Annotated in this window: 15 protein-coding genes; 5 read left to right on the top strand and 10 right to left on the bottom strand. The window is 33.7% G+C overall.

What is annotated here, in order from left to right; all coding sequences use genetic code 11:
• Window positions 1-6 precede the first annotated feature (6 nt).
• The 3 genes from ABWU65_RS07305 to ABWU65_RS07295 form a co-directional block, all read right to left on the bottom strand.
• Window positions 7-858, bottom strand: a complete 852-nt coding sequence (locus tag ABWU65_RS07305) for a DNA polymerase III subunit delta' (RefSeq protein WP_353280564.1) — start codon at window positions 856-858, stop codon at window positions 7-9.
• A 17-nt stretch (window positions 859-875) separates the two neighbouring features.
• Complete coding sequence (locus ABWU65_RS07300) at window positions 876-1,463, bottom strand: L-threonylcarbamoyladenylate synthase (RefSeq protein WP_007302717.1); 588 nt, start codon at window positions 1,461-1,463, stop codon at window positions 876-878.
• Between the two features lie 139 nt (window positions 1,464-1,602).
• Window positions 1,603-2,073, bottom strand: coding sequence for a hypothetical protein (locus ABWU65_RS07295; RefSeq protein ID WP_019236353.1), 471 nt, complete (start codon window positions 2,071-2,073; stop codon window positions 1,603-1,605).
• A gap of 75 nt (window positions 2,074-2,148) precedes the next feature.
• Here ABWU65_RS07295 and miaA point away from each other — a divergent pair, with 75 nt between their 5' ends.
• Complete coding sequence (miaA, locus tag ABWU65_RS07290; RefSeq protein ID WP_019236354.1) at window positions 2,149-3,042, top strand: tRNA (adenosine(37)-N6)-dimethylallyltransferase MiaA; 894 nt, start codon at window positions 2,149-2,151, stop codon at window positions 3,040-3,042.
• A 358-nt stretch (window positions 3,043-3,400) separates the two neighbouring features.
• Here the strand turns inward: miaA and ABWU65_RS07285 are convergent, their stop codons facing one another.
• From ABWU65_RS07285 to ABWU65_RS07265, 5 genes are all read right to left on the bottom strand, one after another.
• Entirely contained in the window at window positions 3,401-4,963 is a 1,563-nt protein-coding gene (locus tag ABWU65_RS07285) for a Mur ligase family protein (protein ID WP_017532610.1), read from the bottom strand.
• Window positions 4,932-6,164, bottom strand: a complete 1,233-nt coding sequence (gene metC / locus ABWU65_RS07280) for a cystathionine beta-lyase (RefSeq protein WP_012481742.1) — start codon at window positions 6,162-6,164, stop codon at window positions 4,932-4,934. Before metC ends, ABWU65_RS07285 begins: the two co-directional genes overlap by 32 nt.
• Before the next feature lie 7 nt (window positions 6,165-6,171).
• Window positions 6,172-6,456 (bottom strand): BolA family protein, encoded by a 285-nt coding sequence (locus ABWU65_RS07275; protein WP_012481743.1) that lies wholly within the window; start codon window positions 6,454-6,456, stop codon window positions 6,172-6,174.
• Between the two features lie 72 nt (window positions 6,457-6,528).
• Window positions 6,529-8,442, bottom strand: a complete 1,914-nt coding sequence (gene dnaK / locus ABWU65_RS07270; RefSeq protein WP_019236356.1) for a molecular chaperone DnaK — start codon at window positions 8,440-8,442, stop codon at window positions 6,529-6,531.
• Window positions 8,443-8,515: 73 nt separating this feature from the next.
• Window positions 8,516-10,264, bottom strand: coding sequence for an Rne/Rng family ribonuclease (locus tag ABWU65_RS07265; RefSeq protein WP_007302710.1), 1,749 nt, complete (start codon window positions 10,262-10,264; stop codon window positions 8,516-8,518).
• Between the two features lie 149 nt (window positions 10,265-10,413).
• On the opposite strand from ABWU65_RS07265, the gene rpmG reads away from it, so the two are divergent.
• Together rpmG and ABWU65_RS07255 are read left to right on the top strand one after the other, a co-directional pair.
• Window positions 10,414-10,614 carry a 50S ribosomal protein L33 gene (gene rpmG, locus ABWU65_RS07260; protein WP_012481745.1) on the top strand — a complete coding sequence of 67 codons (201 nt, stop codon included), beginning with the start codon at window positions 10,414-10,416 and terminating at the stop codon, window positions 10,612-10,614.
• Window positions 10,615-11,323: 709 nt separating this feature from the next.
• Window positions 11,324-11,620: a hypothetical protein gene (locus ABWU65_RS07255; protein WP_007302708.1), complete on the top strand. Its 297-nt coding sequence runs from the start codon at window positions 11,324-11,326 to the stop codon at window positions 11,618-11,620.
• Window positions 11,621-11,979: 359 nt separating this feature from the next.
• Here the strand turns inward: ABWU65_RS07255 and ABWU65_RS07250 are convergent, their stop codons facing one another.
• A complete protein-coding gene (locus ABWU65_RS07250; protein ID WP_007302707.1) occupies window positions 11,980-12,855 on the bottom strand; it encodes a zinc ABC transporter substrate-binding protein in 876 nt (291 codons plus the stop codon).
• On the opposite strand from ABWU65_RS07250, the gene ABWU65_RS07245 reads away from it, so the two are divergent.
• Window positions 12,847-13,578 (top strand): metal ABC transporter ATP-binding protein, encoded by a 732-nt coding sequence (locus ABWU65_RS07245; RefSeq protein ID WP_006013415.1) that lies wholly within the window; start codon window positions 12,847-12,849, stop codon window positions 13,576-13,578. The genes ABWU65_RS07250 and ABWU65_RS07245 overlap by 9 nt on opposite strands.
• Complete coding sequence (ubiB, locus tag ABWU65_RS07240; protein WP_012481747.1) at window positions 13,575-14,996, top strand: 2-polyprenylphenol 6-hydroxylase; 1,422 nt, start codon at window positions 13,575-13,577, stop codon at window positions 14,994-14,996. Before ABWU65_RS07245 ends, ubiB begins: the two co-directional genes overlap by 4 nt.
• 142 nt (window positions 14,997-15,138) lie before the next feature.
• Here the strand turns inward: ubiB and ABWU65_RS07235 are convergent, their stop codons facing one another.
• Window positions 15,139-16,893 (bottom strand): ankyrin repeat domain-containing protein, encoded by a 1,755-nt coding sequence (locus ABWU65_RS07235; RefSeq protein ID WP_353280560.1) that lies wholly within the window; start codon window positions 16,891-16,893, stop codon window positions 15,139-15,141.
• Between the last annotated feature and the right edge of the window lie 86 nt (window positions 16,894-16,979).

Below are 16,979 nucleotides of genomic sequence, written 5' to 3'. Positions count from 1 at the left end.
ATTTTATCATGAATTTATGTTAAAAGTATTATATTTTTGTGTCATGATGTTAACTACATTAGCTAAAACATGCTTTTTATCTAAGCGAAATTGCTTTGCAGCAACGAAAAGTTCATCTATTTCTTTCCATTGACTTAGCAAAATTTCAACATTATTTACTTCTTTCTTTATACTTTCTAAAATGGAGGTTTGAATGATATGTGATGCTAGTTCTAGCTCAATTTCACTATTAATTATTTTATTAACTATATCAGAATTATTTAGATTACGGAAAAATGTATAAAAATGCTTATGTGACTCATAAGCACCACTGTTTATTGCATTTATTATTACTCCCGGAGTTCCAGGAAACAAAGTAATGATCTCACTAAATATTTTATCGTCGAATTTACACTGAGATGAAACAACCTGCTTTGTTTCATCGTAAGTTAACGGAAGTAAATTCAGCTGAAAGCACCTACACCGGATGGTGGTTTGTATATTATATGGTTTATGGCTAATTATAAGTATTTTAGAATTTTGTGGCGGCTCCTCTAATATCTTTAATATTGCATTTTTAGCATTGCTAGTCATTGCCTCCAAGCTATCTATTATAGCTATCTTATATTCTGATTGAATGGGGCTTAGGTACAGAAAATTTTTCATTTCTCTCACCTTTTCCACTCCTATTGTATCACCTTCAACAATGTGTAAGTCTAATGCTACTTCATCGTAATTTTTGATAAGAAACCAATTAGAAAAGGATTGTGCAAGTGTTGCTTTTCCTATGCCTTTTTTACCACAGATCAGCCAAGATTGAACAGACAAGTTGTTCATTATCTTTTTTTTTGCTTGGTTGTGGCCTATCACCTTTTTCATTCTTTCTCCTATAGATCTTAGTTTGAAAATTCGTTATTTATTGTTTGTAATGAAATTTTACCTTTTCTTAAAACCTTAATCTTGTCTCCAGTTAAGTCAATAATAGTAGATTCTATACCAGAAACTAATTCATCATCTTCAATTACTGCAGATAAGTGTTGCTTAATAGACTGAGGTATATCTCTTGCTTTGCATATACTTTTTTCTCCTGAAATGTTAATACTAGTTGCAACTACTGGAGTTTTCAGTTCATTTAATATTGAAATCGCAATAGGATGATCAGGAATTCTTATGCCTATACTATCTTTAAAGAACTCATTTGGTAATATACTGTTATCTTGAAGTGGTAAAATATAGGTCATTGGTCCAGGAGAAAAGTAGTTTATTAAATTGATATATTCTTCTTTTACCTTTGCTATATTTGTCAAACTATCAACATCACTAACAAATATAGAGAGTGGCTTGTTTTGAGAACGCTTCTTTATCCGGTATATTTTTTCTATAGATTCTTTACCTAGCGCATTACAAGCAAGAGCATATACTGTCTCTGTTGGAAAGCATGCTAACAAATTATTTTTTATTGCATTTATTACTTCAAATACCATATAGCTAAAACTTATGTCTACAATAGCTCTGGGTTTACAGTTATCTCGCTATATGGTAGCAATTAAGATACCGAAATGGCTACTGTTGTATACTTACAGTAAATTTTATTAGCAACTGCTCGTTTTTACAACAGATTTACTACAATCCGAACTCCTCATTGATTTTATCGACTATCGTCTGTGGTGGATCATCTCCCCATCCTGAATATAAAATCTCTCCATAATCTGCAACATCTATAGAGCCAGTTCTACTTTTTGCCAGAAACATTTCTCTTTTATCTTTATCAACTAATACATAGTGCCAAGCTGATCTTCCTCGATCTTTACCACGAACTAGATATATGAGATCTGATCTACTTCTTCTTGTTGCATCAGCAAAGGATCTTTCATTGATAGTTCTGCTTTTACTCTTTATGCCGCCACTTTCAGAAAAAGCTTCCTTGGCTTCAGCTTTTTTGTTTGCCAATTCAGAAATTTTTCCTTTTGCTCCTAGTGCATGTTCTTTTGTATTTTGAGATGAATACTTACTGGAAAAACCTCCTCTTGTCTCATTAGAAGTCCTATTTGTAAAACGCTTAGTAAACGAGTTATCGTTATCATTTTCTGCCATAAAAGTCTCCAAATTTTAGATTGTAGAATCCAAATTTTTACTACACCCTATCATAGGTTAGTTAAATTAATATAAATGAAAGATAATATAGTAATTATTACAGGAATTACAGCCTCAGGTAAATCAGAATTATGCGATAACTTGATAAAAAAGCATAAAAACATTAGCATAATAAACTGTGACTCAAAGCAGGTATACAAAGAGATTCCCGTAATTACTGCTCAACCACCAAAGCAGAAAGAATTTTATAGGCTATACGGTTATGTTTCAGCAAGAGAAAATTATTCCGTAGGTTTATGGATAGAGGATTTAAATAGGGAAGTTAACAACGCGCTGAAAAATTCACGAATACCGATCATCACTGGAGGAAGTGGGCTTTACATTAGCAGCTTAATCAAGGGATTATCATCGATTCCACAAATAAGCCAGGAAGTGAGAGAAAACGTAAATGAACTTAGAAAAAATTTAAGTAAAGAGGAATTCTACAAATTAGTGCTAAGCAAAGATCCAAGGATTCAAGGTAAAATATTTATTAATGACTCACATCGCCTCTCAAGAGCACTTGAAGTTATCACTGAAACTGGCAAGACAATCTTTGTATGGCAAGAAAATAGACAGCCTCCTTTGTTCAATAATTTTAAGGTATATACAATTCTACCTAAACGTGAGGATATATACCGAAAAATAAATTCTCGTTTTATTGAAATGGTTGAAAATGGAGCAATTGATGAAGTAAAAAACCTACTTAGCATGAACCCATCTCCACATTTGCCAGCTATGAAAGCACATGGAGTACCAGAAATTATAAGATACTTAAAAGGGGAGATTACTTTAGACGAAGCAATACAGATTGCTCAAACAAACACAAGGCATTATGCAAAACGCCAGTACACTTGGTTTAAAAATCAATTTCCGAATTCTCAAGTGATTGACTGTGCAAATAAATTGACAGAATTTGGAATATTTTGATTATTATGTATTATATTGCTATGCCTATGCAAACTTTTCTTGATAGTATTAAACTTTTTTCTTAAAGAACTTTCATCATTGCCTAAATTGTGATTATTAAATTCTTTGTAAAAATATTCTTACTTATGAAGCGCTACTATACCTGTAAGAGCCTTTATCACTAAATGAACTATATCACGCAATATTTCATCCTAAATTTTTCTATATTCTCTCACTAATCTTGTAACCACAATCTCCACTTTCATATCCTTGTATAGCTCTTCTCATAATAGTAGGAACAAGATAAGATAGTGATTTAGTGTAACAAGAAGGTAAAAATGCCAGCAGCGTACAGTTATGACTTAAGGAAAAAAGCCATTCAGGCATTGGATGAAGGAGAGAGCAAAACAGCAGTAGCAAATTTTTGGCCCTCTCTAATAACTTCAACATCACTAAATTCAAGGGCTTGGCCTTCTATTATTTGGAATCTTTCATGTCCTTTTCCTGCAACTAGCAGAATCATATTTTCATCATGTGCTATATTTATACCTTTCTCTATAGCTTTTTTTCTATCTCCTATCTCCAGTGCATCAGGGCAATGTAACAAAATATCGTGACGAATTTTCCCCGGATCTTCATCACGCGGATTGTCATCTGTGACTATAACTTTACCTGCAAGCATTTGTGCTATTTTACCCATCTCTGCACGTTTTGTTTGATCACGATTCCCGCCACAACCGAACACTAGAACTATCTTTTTATTGAAGTGCCATTTTAAAGACAACAGAGCTTGTTTGAGTGCACTTGGAGTATGAGCGTAATCGACAAATGCAAAAGTGTTCACTTTTTCCATTCTTCCAGATGGAGAAGCGAGTTTATCTATACACATTCTTTGATAGTCCATACCAGATGAAATAACTATACCGATTGCACACAACAAATTATATGCTTGAAATTGCCCAAAAATCGGAAAAAATGCGTTATAAATTTCATCACCGATTTGAATTGTCAGGTATTGACCATTGGCAGTGGGTATCTGCTTTAATAAAGTAATGTCAGAGTTTTTTTTTCCATAGGTTATAACTTTGTTGCCACGCTTTTCAGCTATGTTGAGCAACTCTCCATATTCGCCTATATCTGCATTTAAAATCGCTGTTTTTTCTTTTGGCAATACCTCATCAAACAACCTTTTCTTGGCCTCAAAATACTCATCGATACTTTTGTGATAGTCCAAATGATCTTGAGAGAAATTAGTAAAAGCTGCAGCATTGAGCCTGAGTCCATGGATTCTGTATTGATCGATTCCATGGCTTGAAGCTTCTAATGCTAAGTGTTCTACGTTCTTATTATTTATGTCACGCAATGTGGAATAAAGATCATCTGCACTTGGCGTTGTAAGGCTATTATCTTTTCTATTATTATTGACACATGTTCCCAGTGTTCCTATAGACGCTACATTATCTTGCCAAATCTGGCGACAAAATTCCACCACTGAAGTTTTACCATTCGTACCAGTTACAGCAGCAACATATTTAGGTTGTTTGAATTGATAAAACCTGCTGACTATTTCACTGTATATTCCTTGAGGGTCCGAGTGGTAAAGCACTGCAAAACTTGGAGTACTTGTCATTCGAGTAGCGGACACTGGAATCCAGTTTTCATTATACAATTGTCTAGTATGCTTGTTTACAATTAAATTTTCTGGATCCCAGTGTCTGAGCACTGGGATGACATCTTTCTTGGCCCCTTGTATTACAACGTCTACACAGTTGTGTACACATCCATTAGGAAGACATGTTACGTGTTCTTTACTCCTTTCTGACACACAAACAAAAAGGTAACCTTCTTTAACTCTCTTAGGATTACATGTGACGCCTTTGATTTCAATATCAAAGTCAGCATTTACAATGTTATGCAGTAGCTCTTTCAGTCTCACAATCATCTTTAACACTTGAACATGGCAGTCTTATTAATGCAGTATTCAAGTCAAAAATCAAATCTTCAGGATCTTCTAGTCCGCAAAATATTCGCACAAAACTTCCACCATAATCTGAATTCATTACAGATCTTGACATAGATCTATGTTCTATTGGTAATATCAAACTGTCACATCCTCCCCAAGAAGCACCGATGCCAAAAATTTTCATGTGATCAACCATGCAGCTTAGTTCCTCACATGAATATTCTCTATCGAGTACTATACTAAATACGCTACTTGCCCCTTTGAAATAACTTTTCCATAAATCATGCTGAGAATAGGAAAAAAGTGCGGGGTATAAGACTTTTTTGATTTTTGGATGTTTTTCCAGCCACTTTGCTACTTGCATTGCTGTACTTTGATGCTTCCTCATGCGTGTTTGCAGTGTTCTAAGTCCCCTGTGTGCAAGGTAACAGTCATGCGATTGAATGGTGACTCCATAATTTTTATAGCTCTCATAAAGCAATTTAAAAATTTTACCTTCAGCAACCATAGCTCCCATCACTAAATCTGAGTGACCGGCTAGATACTTTGTCACCGCGTATAGTGCAACATCAATTCCATAATCAAGCGGCTTAAACAACAAAGGAGTGGCCCATGAATTGTCACAAACGGTTACGATTCCACGTGCTTTAGCAACTTTTACTATATGCTCTATATTTGAAATCTCAAACGTTATAGAACCAGGAGTCTCAATCATGATGAGTGAAGTATTACTCTGAACTAAATCAGTTATATCCTGTGTCGGATTATAAAAAGTTACTTCTACTCCTCTTTTTGGTAGCTCATTTTCGGCAAATCTCTTTAGCCTATAATAACTATTATCTTGTATCAGGACATGTGAACCTGCTTTAGTGAAAGTCAAAATAGCAAAAGTAAGTGCAAATAATCCAGAAGGGTAGATGAGTGCTTGTCCCCTACCCTCAATTTCAGCCAGTGCATTTGAAAAATAATGAACAGTAGGCGTACCAACATTACTGTAACTGTAATCCCTTGCAACACCATCATTGATTACATCGTATATACTTTCTCCATTTGCTGCATTTAAGTAGTCCTTGTAAGTAGGAAATAATATAGTAGAAGAATGATAAACTGGTGGGTTCATCGACCCTTTATAATCATTAAATTTTCTTCCTGCTTTAACTAATAAAGACTCTTCTCTCACGTTTCTACTATTTATTTTTTAGATTGTATTCGCTTTGCGTATACAAGTGAAGAGAAATCGCATGTAATCGCTCTATTTCACTCTTTAATAATTCATAGATCAATTTATGCCTCTTTAAAGAGCTCATTCCAGAAAAGTCGTTAGATATTAATACTAATTTGATATGTGAAGGTAGTGTCGAAGAAGAAACAAAATAATGATCTACATGCTTTGCTGATTCATCGATAATATTAATATCAATTACACCTATTGAATCGCGTAATTTTTCTTCTATTGTCTTAATAATATCCACAATAGTTCCTTTAAGCAACAATACGCTCCTCTTGTCATCCCACAGTATCTGGGCACTGGGATGACAATCGAATTACTTATTCTCTTCTTTATTATCCATGTCTTGATAATCAGAATCTACTACTTTTTCTTCCTCATTATTTGTTGTGGATGAGCTTTCTCCACCTTGTTGTTGTTGAGATTCCTTATACATAGCTTCTCCAAGCTTCATAGAAAGTTGAGAAAGATTAGTAACCTTCTGTTGTATTGAATCAGCATCATCAATATTATCAGACTTACTAACTTCCTTTAATTCATTAACTGCATTCTCAATAGCAGATTTATCTTCTGGAGAAATTTTATCACCATATTCTGTCAAAGATTTTTCTGTAGAATGAACTAAACTATCCGCTTGATTCTTCACTTCAATAAATTTCTTACGCTTTTCATCTTCTTGTGCTTTTTCCTCAGCTTCTCTCACCATCCGATTTATTTCATCCTCCGATAAACCACCTGAAGACTGAATACGTATTTTTTGCTCTTTTCCAGTAGCTTTATCCTTTGCAGAAACATGCGCTATTCCATTTGCATCTATATCAAATGTCACCTCAATTTGAGGAACCCCACGAGGAGCAGGTGGTATTCCTTCTAAACTAAACTGACCAAGCAGTTTATTATCAATCGCCAATTTTCTTTCACCTTGATGTACCTTAATTGTAACGGCTGTTTGGTTATCTTCTGCAGTTGAAAACACCTGAGATTTTTTTGTGGGAATAGTAGTATTACGTTCAATAAGTGGAGTGAACACTCCCCCTAGAGTTTCAATACCAAGAGAAAGTGGAGTTACGTCAAGTAGTAATACATCTCTTACATCACCTTGAATGATTCCCGCCTGTATTGCAGCTCCAATTGCTACAACTTCATCAGGGTTAACCCCTCTGTGTGGATCTTTGCCAAAGAATTCTTTAACTTTCTCTATGACTTTTGGCATACGAGTCATGCCACCAACAAGAACTACTTCACCAATTTGACTAGCAGACAAACCAGCATCTTCAAGAGCTTTTTTGCAAGGAATTATAGTCCTTTCAATTAAATCATTCACTAAACTTTCAAGCTTTGCTCTTGTTAGCTTCATATTTAAGTGTTTTGGGCCACTTGCATCAGCTGTAACAAACGGTAGATTTACTTCTGTTTCCATTGCACTTGACAATTCTACCTTTGCTTTTTCTGCAGCTTCTTTGATTCTTTGCATAGCCATTGGATCGTTTTTCAAATCAATGCCATTACTTTTCTTGAATTCACCCAGTAAATAATTTACTACTGCATTATCGAAGTCTTCCCCTCCAAGGTGAGTATCACCATTTGTAGCCTTTACTTCAAAAACTCCGTCACCTATTTCAAGAACTGAAACATCAAATGTACCACCACCAAGATCATACACTACTATTGTGTGTCCGTGCTTTTTATCAAGACCATAAGCAAGTGCTGCAGCAGTTGGTTCGTTAATTATTCTGAGGACATTTAATCCAGCAATTTTTCCTGCATCTTTTGTTGCTTGACGTTGAGAATCATTGAAGTACGCCGGCACTGTTATCACAGCATCCTTTACTTCTTCCCCAAGATAAGCCTCAGCTGCTTCTTTCAGGTTTTGTAGTATAAATGCACCAATTTGACTAGGAGAGTATTCTTTACCATCAGTTGTTTTAACCCATGCATCACCATTTTTTGCTGCAAATACCTTATACGGTACACCTAGATTCTTCATTTCAGGATCGCTATATTGGCGACCTATCAATCTCTTAGTTGCAAAAAAAGTATTATTTGCATTGGTAGTTGCTTGCCTTTTTGCTGGAGCGCCAATCAACCTTTCTCCAGATGAAGTAAATGCAACTATAGATGGAGTAGTTCTTGCTCCTTCTTTATTCTCGATTACTTTTGCATCCTTGCCTTGCATTATTGCAACACAAGAATTTGTTGTTCCAAGATCTATACCTATTGCTCTTCCCATAATGAATACTCCCTTTTAAATATTATCTGATGTAAAATATATAAGTATAAAACTCGTTAATTACAAGTCCCGTTTAGTTGTTAGAGCCCAAAAGGCGCGAAAGCCATTTAGTTAACCAAAAGTTGCCCGGTAGTTTACCAGCTTCTTTATCCCTGCTATTCACAATTTGACATCCAGAATTCTGCAATGGCTTATAATCATTAAAATTAATATGGTCTCCTTGCTTTAAAATAAATGTATCTGCATCTAAACTATTATCAATACTAACATTTAATGTAATATTGAACTCTTTTTCGATTGTAGAAACCATATCACGCTTATTATTAAAAATGTGCGCTATAACTGCACTGCGTGCTATTAAATCAAAGGACTTATTTTGATTTTTATTAGCAATATGTTGCAAATCCCTTAGTATCGATGCAACAACCACTTCGTTTGATTTCACTCTTCCAATACCTTTACAGTGTAAGCACTCTGTAGTATTAATTTCCTGTATATTTGGTTTAATTCTTTGTCTTGAAAAGACCATTAAACCAAAGTCATTGATAAAGCTAAATTGAACTTTAGCTTTATCATCTTTAAACGCCTGCTTGATAGCAAATTCAACATTTTTGCAATACTCAAGTTTCAACATGTCAATAAAATCAACAACTATTAACCCTGATAAGCCCCTGAGATTCGCTTGCCTTGATATTTCAGATAATGCCTCCATATTAGTTCTATAAGCTGTTTCTTCTATGTTATCTTCTCCTGTCATTTTCCCTGAATTTACGTCTATTGAAACAAATGCCTCAGTTAAGGTTATCACCAAAGACCCACCAGATGGCAATTCTACTCTATTGCTATATAATTCAGAAATTTGATCTTCGACTCGATAGTAAGTAAAGATTGGAACAGAACCTCTATATAATCTAGGACGCAATTTTCCTTGTAACACATTTTTAGTGTATTTTCTTACCGCTTCACAAACTTCTCTATCAGATACTATAATTTCTGTATCATTACTACAAAAGTCACGTACAGATCTCATAACTACATCTGCTTCGTTGTAAATTAATGATGGAACATTTAAAGAAGAGAAGTTTTGCTGAATATTTTGCCATAATAAGGTCAAATTATTGTAATCTTGCTCAATTTCTTTCTTACTTTTTCCTGCACCAACAGTTCTTACTATTAAACCTGAGCCTTTTGGTAAATTTATTGAATTTAATATATCCTTTAACTGTTTTCTAACGTTGGTATCTTCAATTCTGCGAGATACTCCACCCCTACTTATGGAATTGGGCATGAAAACACAGTATCTACCGACCAAAGTTACGTATGTTGTAAATGAAGCTCCTTTATTTCCTCGTTCTTCCTTAGTTAATTGAACTAATAACTTTTGATTTACTGAAATCACATCTTGTAACTTATATTTTCTATGTAAAGGTACCCCCCTCACAAAACCACTGCTGGATTCATTACTAGCTGTAGAATCTAGGCCTTCTTCTGTGCAATTATCATTTGAACAGTCCACACCGCTCGAATAGTCTTCATCAGGGAAAATTTCCTTCTCTTTTTCTGGAATATTAAAGTAATTTAGAGATATCTCAGAAAAAGACAAAAAACCTTGCTTATTTTTTCCATACTCAATGAACACGGCCTGCAAAGCAGGCTCTATACGCTTTACATAAGCAACGTATATATTACCTCTTAATTGTTTTTTTTCCTTGAATTCTTGTTCAAACTCTACAACCCTACCATTAACTAGTAGGGCAACCCTTACCTCGTTAGAACAGGTAGTACTTTCTATCAACAATAACCTTTTGCCATCACTCACCACTTATTTACCGTCTACTTTTCATTCTGAAATGTTCTTATACTACTTAATATATTATTGATTGTCAAGAATTTTGCGATCTGCATTATTGGGTTGACTTTCAGTGTTTTGCGTAATAAACTTGCATAGAGTTTATTATGTCACTAACAATTATGGCGAAAAAAAATGCTTCTTTGCTTGTCAAGCTAGTTAGCACTGCAACTAAAACAACAAAAACTGGAGAAGAGAAACTAACAGGCTATTTTTGTGTAAAAAAACGTAATCCTAAGAACCTTCCCAAGAAGCTCGAGTTTAGGAAGTATGACCCAGTGGTCAGAAGACACGTATTATTTAAAGAAGAAAAATTAAAGTAAGTATATTATCATGCAAAGCTTACAGCTAAAAGGAGTGTAGCTTATTGCTCACTAGTTATACTGTTTTGCATTAGAGAAAGTCTGTTTGAGGTTTTGAAAGATTACGGTAACTTATATAAGTTACGGGAAATTGAGCCACCTGAATAAGGGCTGAAAATGGTAGCGTTTTTGTCCTGATCTGGTCTTTTTATTGCTTAAATGGGACTTGATCTGACACTTTAAATGATCCAGATAGTCTATATACCATCACACTCTGGGACCATACACTTAGAGGTTGTTCACAAACTTTTGAATTCTTTTGTTAAACTTTTACAGAAAAAAATTGCTTGCGCATATTTTAAATCTGACTATAATCATAGTAAAAGATATTTTAAGAGCTCAAAATTTATCTTTATCTGCAGACTTTTTTCATTAAATTCATTAAAAAATGTGGCGTATCTTCTTCAGCGTACGTAGGTGCACACACATACTTAATCTCTGTCGTATGTGCGCCGCACTTTTTTTCTAATCTTTTTTACACAGGAGGATTTTATGTCCAGAATTCCAGATACTTGATCTTTACTTTAGCTAAAAACCAATAGGCGCCTATGGTTTTTATAAAGAAAGTTTAGAAAATAACCAAAAACCACTTGCCATAAAAAGTAACTATATTAGTATAATATTCACATTTATATGTTAATATAGATATAATAAGATTAAGGATTATATTATGGTAAAATTTACACAAGATTCTGCTTCATTGACATTGCATGGTGTTGATTTACTTAATTTGTGCCACAGACAGTGTGAAAATAAATACGAGGGTAATGATTTATTGACAAAAATTAATAGATCTTGGTGTAAGGCTGACTGTAATAGAAATATTAAAGCTCCTGAACACCATTCACCAGAAAAAGTAACACTTAGTGAACAGTTAACAGATATTGCAAGTAATCTCCGTTTTGAGAGCATAAAATTATCGCTTATATCAGATGAAATAGACAATTACAATTCAATGTCTTTTTAATTAGAGTAAAAGAAGATATTGGTTATCTTCTTTTTTTTGTTTCTATGATTAACTACTTGAATTTAAGTTCGTTCAGGCAAGATAATTATGAGTAAAAATAGCAGATGCAAGTAGCTGGCACACAGCTGTACGAGCATTCATTTTTGAGGGCATAGCAAATGGTGTCATTCAAGTAGCTGACATTGGCTTGCCCTAATCTCATCAAGAACGTTGTGCTTTAACATAATATTTTTATGCTTACCAACTTAACTGAATCCCAGACTGGGATGATATACTTCTGGTAGATAATGTCGGTATAGTTGTGATTGGAATAGAAAGCACTAAGTTTGCAATGCTATCTGAATAGATAAAAGAACTCATTACTCAGTGAAACAAGACTTGAAATTTTGTGCAATGCTGCTGATTATATCTAGATATGCATCCTTTCCAGGCTCTACATCTGATCCAATAGGATCAAGAATCACCATTTTTACGTCACTAGAAAAGACATTAGGCTTTATGCTATCCTCTCGTGAATGAGAAACAATACATTTAACGTTTTCCTCTTTCATTACCTTTTTTAATTTCATTAAACTCTTCATACCTATGTAAGAATCTTCTTCTATAGAAAGAATGGCGCTTGGGTAACTTAAATCAAAATATTTTTCGAAATATTGATAAGCATCGTGAGTAACTATGTATTTTTGATTTTTTAACTCATCCAATTCTTTCGTAATTTTTTCTACTTCTTGGTCTATCTTTCTTATAGCCTCCTCTGCGTTAGTATTGTATCGATAGGCATTTTCTTTATCTATATTAGATAATGTTGCACTGATAGAAAGTATCATACTTTTTGCATTTTCAGGACTCAGCCAAATATGCAAATCTTTTTCATCTTGAATGTGACTAGAAAATGAATGTGTTCGAGCAGGAAGTAGATCGATTGCACTTGATAGCGGTATTAACTTCTTATTTTCTTTAGCGAAAGTTTTAATGAATGTTTCCAAAGAATCATCGATATAAAATATAATATTGCTAGATTCTAATTTACTTGCGTCTGAAGGCCTGAGCATGTAGTTATGTTCAGACACTACTTCGTACATTAGTAGTTCTGGCTTTGAAATTCCATCTGTAACAGAAGCTACAAGTGAGTGTATAGGTTTGATTGTAGCTACAATTTTTAAATTGGATGAAAAGGCACTATTGTAGTATAATGTAAATGAAAGTAATAGAAAAAAAAACAGTAAATGTCTCATATAAATGTTGAGAAGAAGTCAATTTTTGCCAAAAAATTAAGTAGTGTCAATAACTGCATTCTAAAAATAGAAAACCTTACTCTTTCATACGGTAACAAAAAAGTTCTTGATAATATCAACATATCAGTACAAAGAGGAGATATAGTTACAATACTTGGTCCAAATGGCGGAGGTAAAACCTCTTTAGTGAAAGCAGTTGCTGGTATAAATAAAGGTTTTATTGGCAGTATTGTATTCGCTGACAATATAAAAATTAGCTATATGCCACAAAATTTTAGTATTGGTAATTTGATGCCAATAACAGTTGAGTCTTTCCTTTTCAATAGCTCCTCGAAGAAATTGAAGAAAAATCAACCCATTGTTACAGAAGCAATAGAATTGGTTGGTATCGGTAACATCCTAAAAAATCAAGTATTAGAAATCTCTGCAGGACAAACACAATTACTGCTGCTTGCACGCTGTTTAATTTCAGAATCTGATTTGATCATTTTAGATGAACCAGTCAGTGCAATGGATATTAACGCACGAGCTAAATTTTACGATATTATAAATAAAATCGCAAAAGAACGATCAGTGTCGATTCTCATGACTTCTCATGACCTTAACTCTGCTCTACCATCCTCAGATTACATAATTTGCATAAATAATACTATCTATTATCAAGGTAAACCTGATGAAATTATGGAGATAAATGAAATATTTGGCAGTTACGCAGCGAAATGATTCAAAATATTCTACGTCTTCTGCAAATAACTACAGTGCTAACACGCTACAATGTGTTACCTTATTTACTTCCACCATCAAAAAAATCAATAAATAAAATACAAGGTCATAAACTAAAGCGTGCTCTTGAAAGATTAGGTCCGGTGTTCATTAAATTTGGGCAATCCATTTCATCACGCACTGATATTTTAAATGAGGACATAACAAATAACTTGCTATTGATATGTGATAGATTGCCATCATTTTCGTATAAAATAGCAGTTAAAACTATAGAAAGTGAGTTTAATTGTAAATTAAGCGACATTTTTTCAAGTTTTTCTGAAAAGCCAATTGCAGCAGCATCAATTTCTCAGGTGCATAGAGCAGTTACAATTGAGGGTAAGGAAGTTGCTGTAAAGGTTTTGAGGCCAAATATTGAGAAAACATTCTCAAGGGATATAAAAATGCTTTCTTGGCTTGCAGAAATTGCAGAAAAATTTAGTGAACAATCAAAAAGGCTGAAGCCAGTTGAATTAGTCAAAACTTTTGCTGAAATTTGCCGATTAGAGTTAGATCTACGCTTTGAGGCTGCCCACTCTTCGGAACTGAAGGAAAATACTAAACATGACAGAGGTTTCTACGTACCTGAAATAGATTGGAGTAGAACTTCAAAAAAGGTTTTAACATTAGAATGGATGGAAGCTATACCAATATACGAAGTTGAAAAGCTGAATAACCGAAAGCAAATAGCTATCAATCTTATAGAATCTTTTTGTAATCAGGTATATAGGGATTGTTTTTTTCATGCTGATATGCATCCTGGAAATTTAATGATCGATAGTAATAACAATATTATTGCCCTGGATTGTGGAATCATGGGTAGAATAGATCGTGAGACATGCTATTACGTTATAGAGATACTCAAAGGCTTTTTAAATAGGGATTATGATCACGTTGCAAAAATGCACTTTAGAGCCGGTTATGTTCCATCACAGCATAGAAATTTTGTTACAGCTTGCAGAGCAATAGGTGAGCCCATTGTTGGACAGCCTATACAGAAGATTTCATTTGCTCGATTACTTACTCAGCTACTAAAAATAACTGGTGATTTTGATATGAAAGTTCAAACACAATTGTTATTGCTGCAGAAAACTATGATTTTATTAGAAGGAACATGTAGGAAAGTCTATCCAGAAATCAATATGTGGAAAGTAGTTGAAACATGGATAAACAATCAACATGAAAGTAAAATAGGGTATAGGGAAAAAATTAAAAGCTCTTATCCCATAAAAGCAATTCAGGGAATATTTAGCCTTATAGAAAAATTAAACCTAATAGCTGACAAAAAATTACAGGTGAAAAATAAATCAAATGGAAAAGCCTACTTTTTACTTTGGTCTGTAATTATAATTCTCATCGTTAAACTTTTAATTTCTTGAACTAAAAGATAATAAAAGCAAGTTTACAACAACTATTTAAGTCTTGAAACCACTCAGGTTCACATTCACTCGAATTATCAAGGTATTTTCAGGATGTATAAAACTTTCAGCAGAGTTTAGAGAAGAAGTAAAAACCTTAACTCTATCTTAAACTGATAACATTACCAAATTCAGTGCTTGTCACATCACTCAGTACTGTACTTGCTTTATATGAACAGTAGCACCCAATTGCAATGAAAACAAGTGCAGCTACAGCAAGTGAAATACATATTTCTAAATTCGATATTGTTAAACATGCACCAATAGCAAACGCTCCAGATAACACAAAAGAGGCAGAGGCATAGTTACTTTGCCTTCTATTATAAATGCTTGCTTCTGAAAGTTTTCTGTTTTTGTTCTTTGAGTCTTGATTTTGAGCTTGAAGTTCTAATCTCTCTTGCCTTAAATCCCTTTCTAACTGTGAAATTTTGTCAGTGTCTCTTGTTCTTTCACTTACGACCCTATCCAGCTCTTGCTCTTTTTCTCTAAGTCGAATTTTTGTTCTTTCAAGCTCATCTCTAAGGTTTTCAAGTTGACTTTTTTCTCTAGTAAGTCGAGCTACTTGATCAGTGAGAGTGTGAATTCTTTCCTGATTATCCTGCCTTACTTGTCTCAACTCCCTTTCTAACTGTGAAATTTTGTCAGTGTCTCTTGTTCTTTCATCTACGGTCCTATTCAACTCTTGCTCTTTTTCTGCAAGTTGAGCCTTTGTTCTTTCAAGTTCACCTTCCAGGTTTTCAAGTCGCTGCAATTCTTGAGCAATAAACTCATCGTTTATTTCCGGAGCAACATTATGTGCATTTGCTGAAGGCTGTTCCATACTTGCAGGAAATTTCTCATTGAGATAATTTTTAATAGATTCAATTGGATTATTAACATTCCTCAACACAGCGGTGACAATTGCACGATTTATGAAGCAATTATCTTCTACTAATTTTTTTACATCATTCAAATCTTTTCTATTAATAGCATCAGTTAATCGCTCTTTCATAGCTTGTTCAATGATTTGCTTCAATCTTGAATTTTGCTCTATAGCTGGTATTGGTTTTATTTGACTAAAATCTAGGTCTTTATGTTTTAAAAATTTAGTCAGTACTTCTTTTTTATTTTCCTCTGTTATTCCTTGTAAACATGATTTGATAATCAGGCTAAGTGGTGTTTCTATTTCTCCATTTGAATTTCTTTTCCAACAATTAGGGTTGAGTTCTTGATTTAATAGTCTTTTTGCTCGGTCAATATTTCTGTTAGAAAGAGCATCTAATAATTCTTTTCCTGTTTGTGCTTTTTGTATTTCTATTGTAAGATGTGAAAACTCCTTTTTTTGTATTCGCCCTATTTTTTCAATATATCCCTGAGGAGTATAAAAAAACCATTGTTTGTACTCTGCATTTTTTATAAGCTCTGCTCTGAAACCATTATATCGAGGCTCAAGATATTGATCCTGAAGAAGAAAAACTTTGTTTTTAATGTTTGTATTCATGTTAGGATGTCTAAGTAACATCTGTACAAAATTCCTATTTTCCATGAGAAAGGCTAGATGTAGAGCTGTATTGGATTCTTTAGTTTCTTGAGCATTAATATTTAAATTCTGGTGCTGTAAAAGCAAAGTCATCATTTTTAAGTTTGTAGGACTATCATCAACACCCATGATAATAGTCATTAATGGTGTATATCCCTCATCAAACGCATTAACATTCGCACCTTCTGCCAGAGCTCGCTTAAAATCCCCTAGATTTTCATCATCAATAGCTTTAAATAATTTTGTTGTTGATTGTCCTGAAGTTGTTTGATTTTGAGTTCGTAATCCTACATCACTAACAACCCTTCTTCTAAAATCTACATTACTTCCCGAAAGCATACTAAATTCTCCTCAACCTATAATTTATTAACATAATTATAAAAAAAACAAAGAAAATTGCAAGTAATTTAGTTAAAAATTTTAGA

The sequence above is a fragment of the Wolbachia endosymbiont (group B) of Silvanus unidentatus genome, from assembly GCF_964028615.1.
Taxonomy (GTDB): Bacteria; Pseudomonadota; Alphaproteobacteria; order Rickettsiales; family Anaplasmataceae; genus Wolbachia.
Note: the sequence above shows the minus strand (reverse complement) of the source record. Positions and strands in the feature narration are given on the sequence as shown.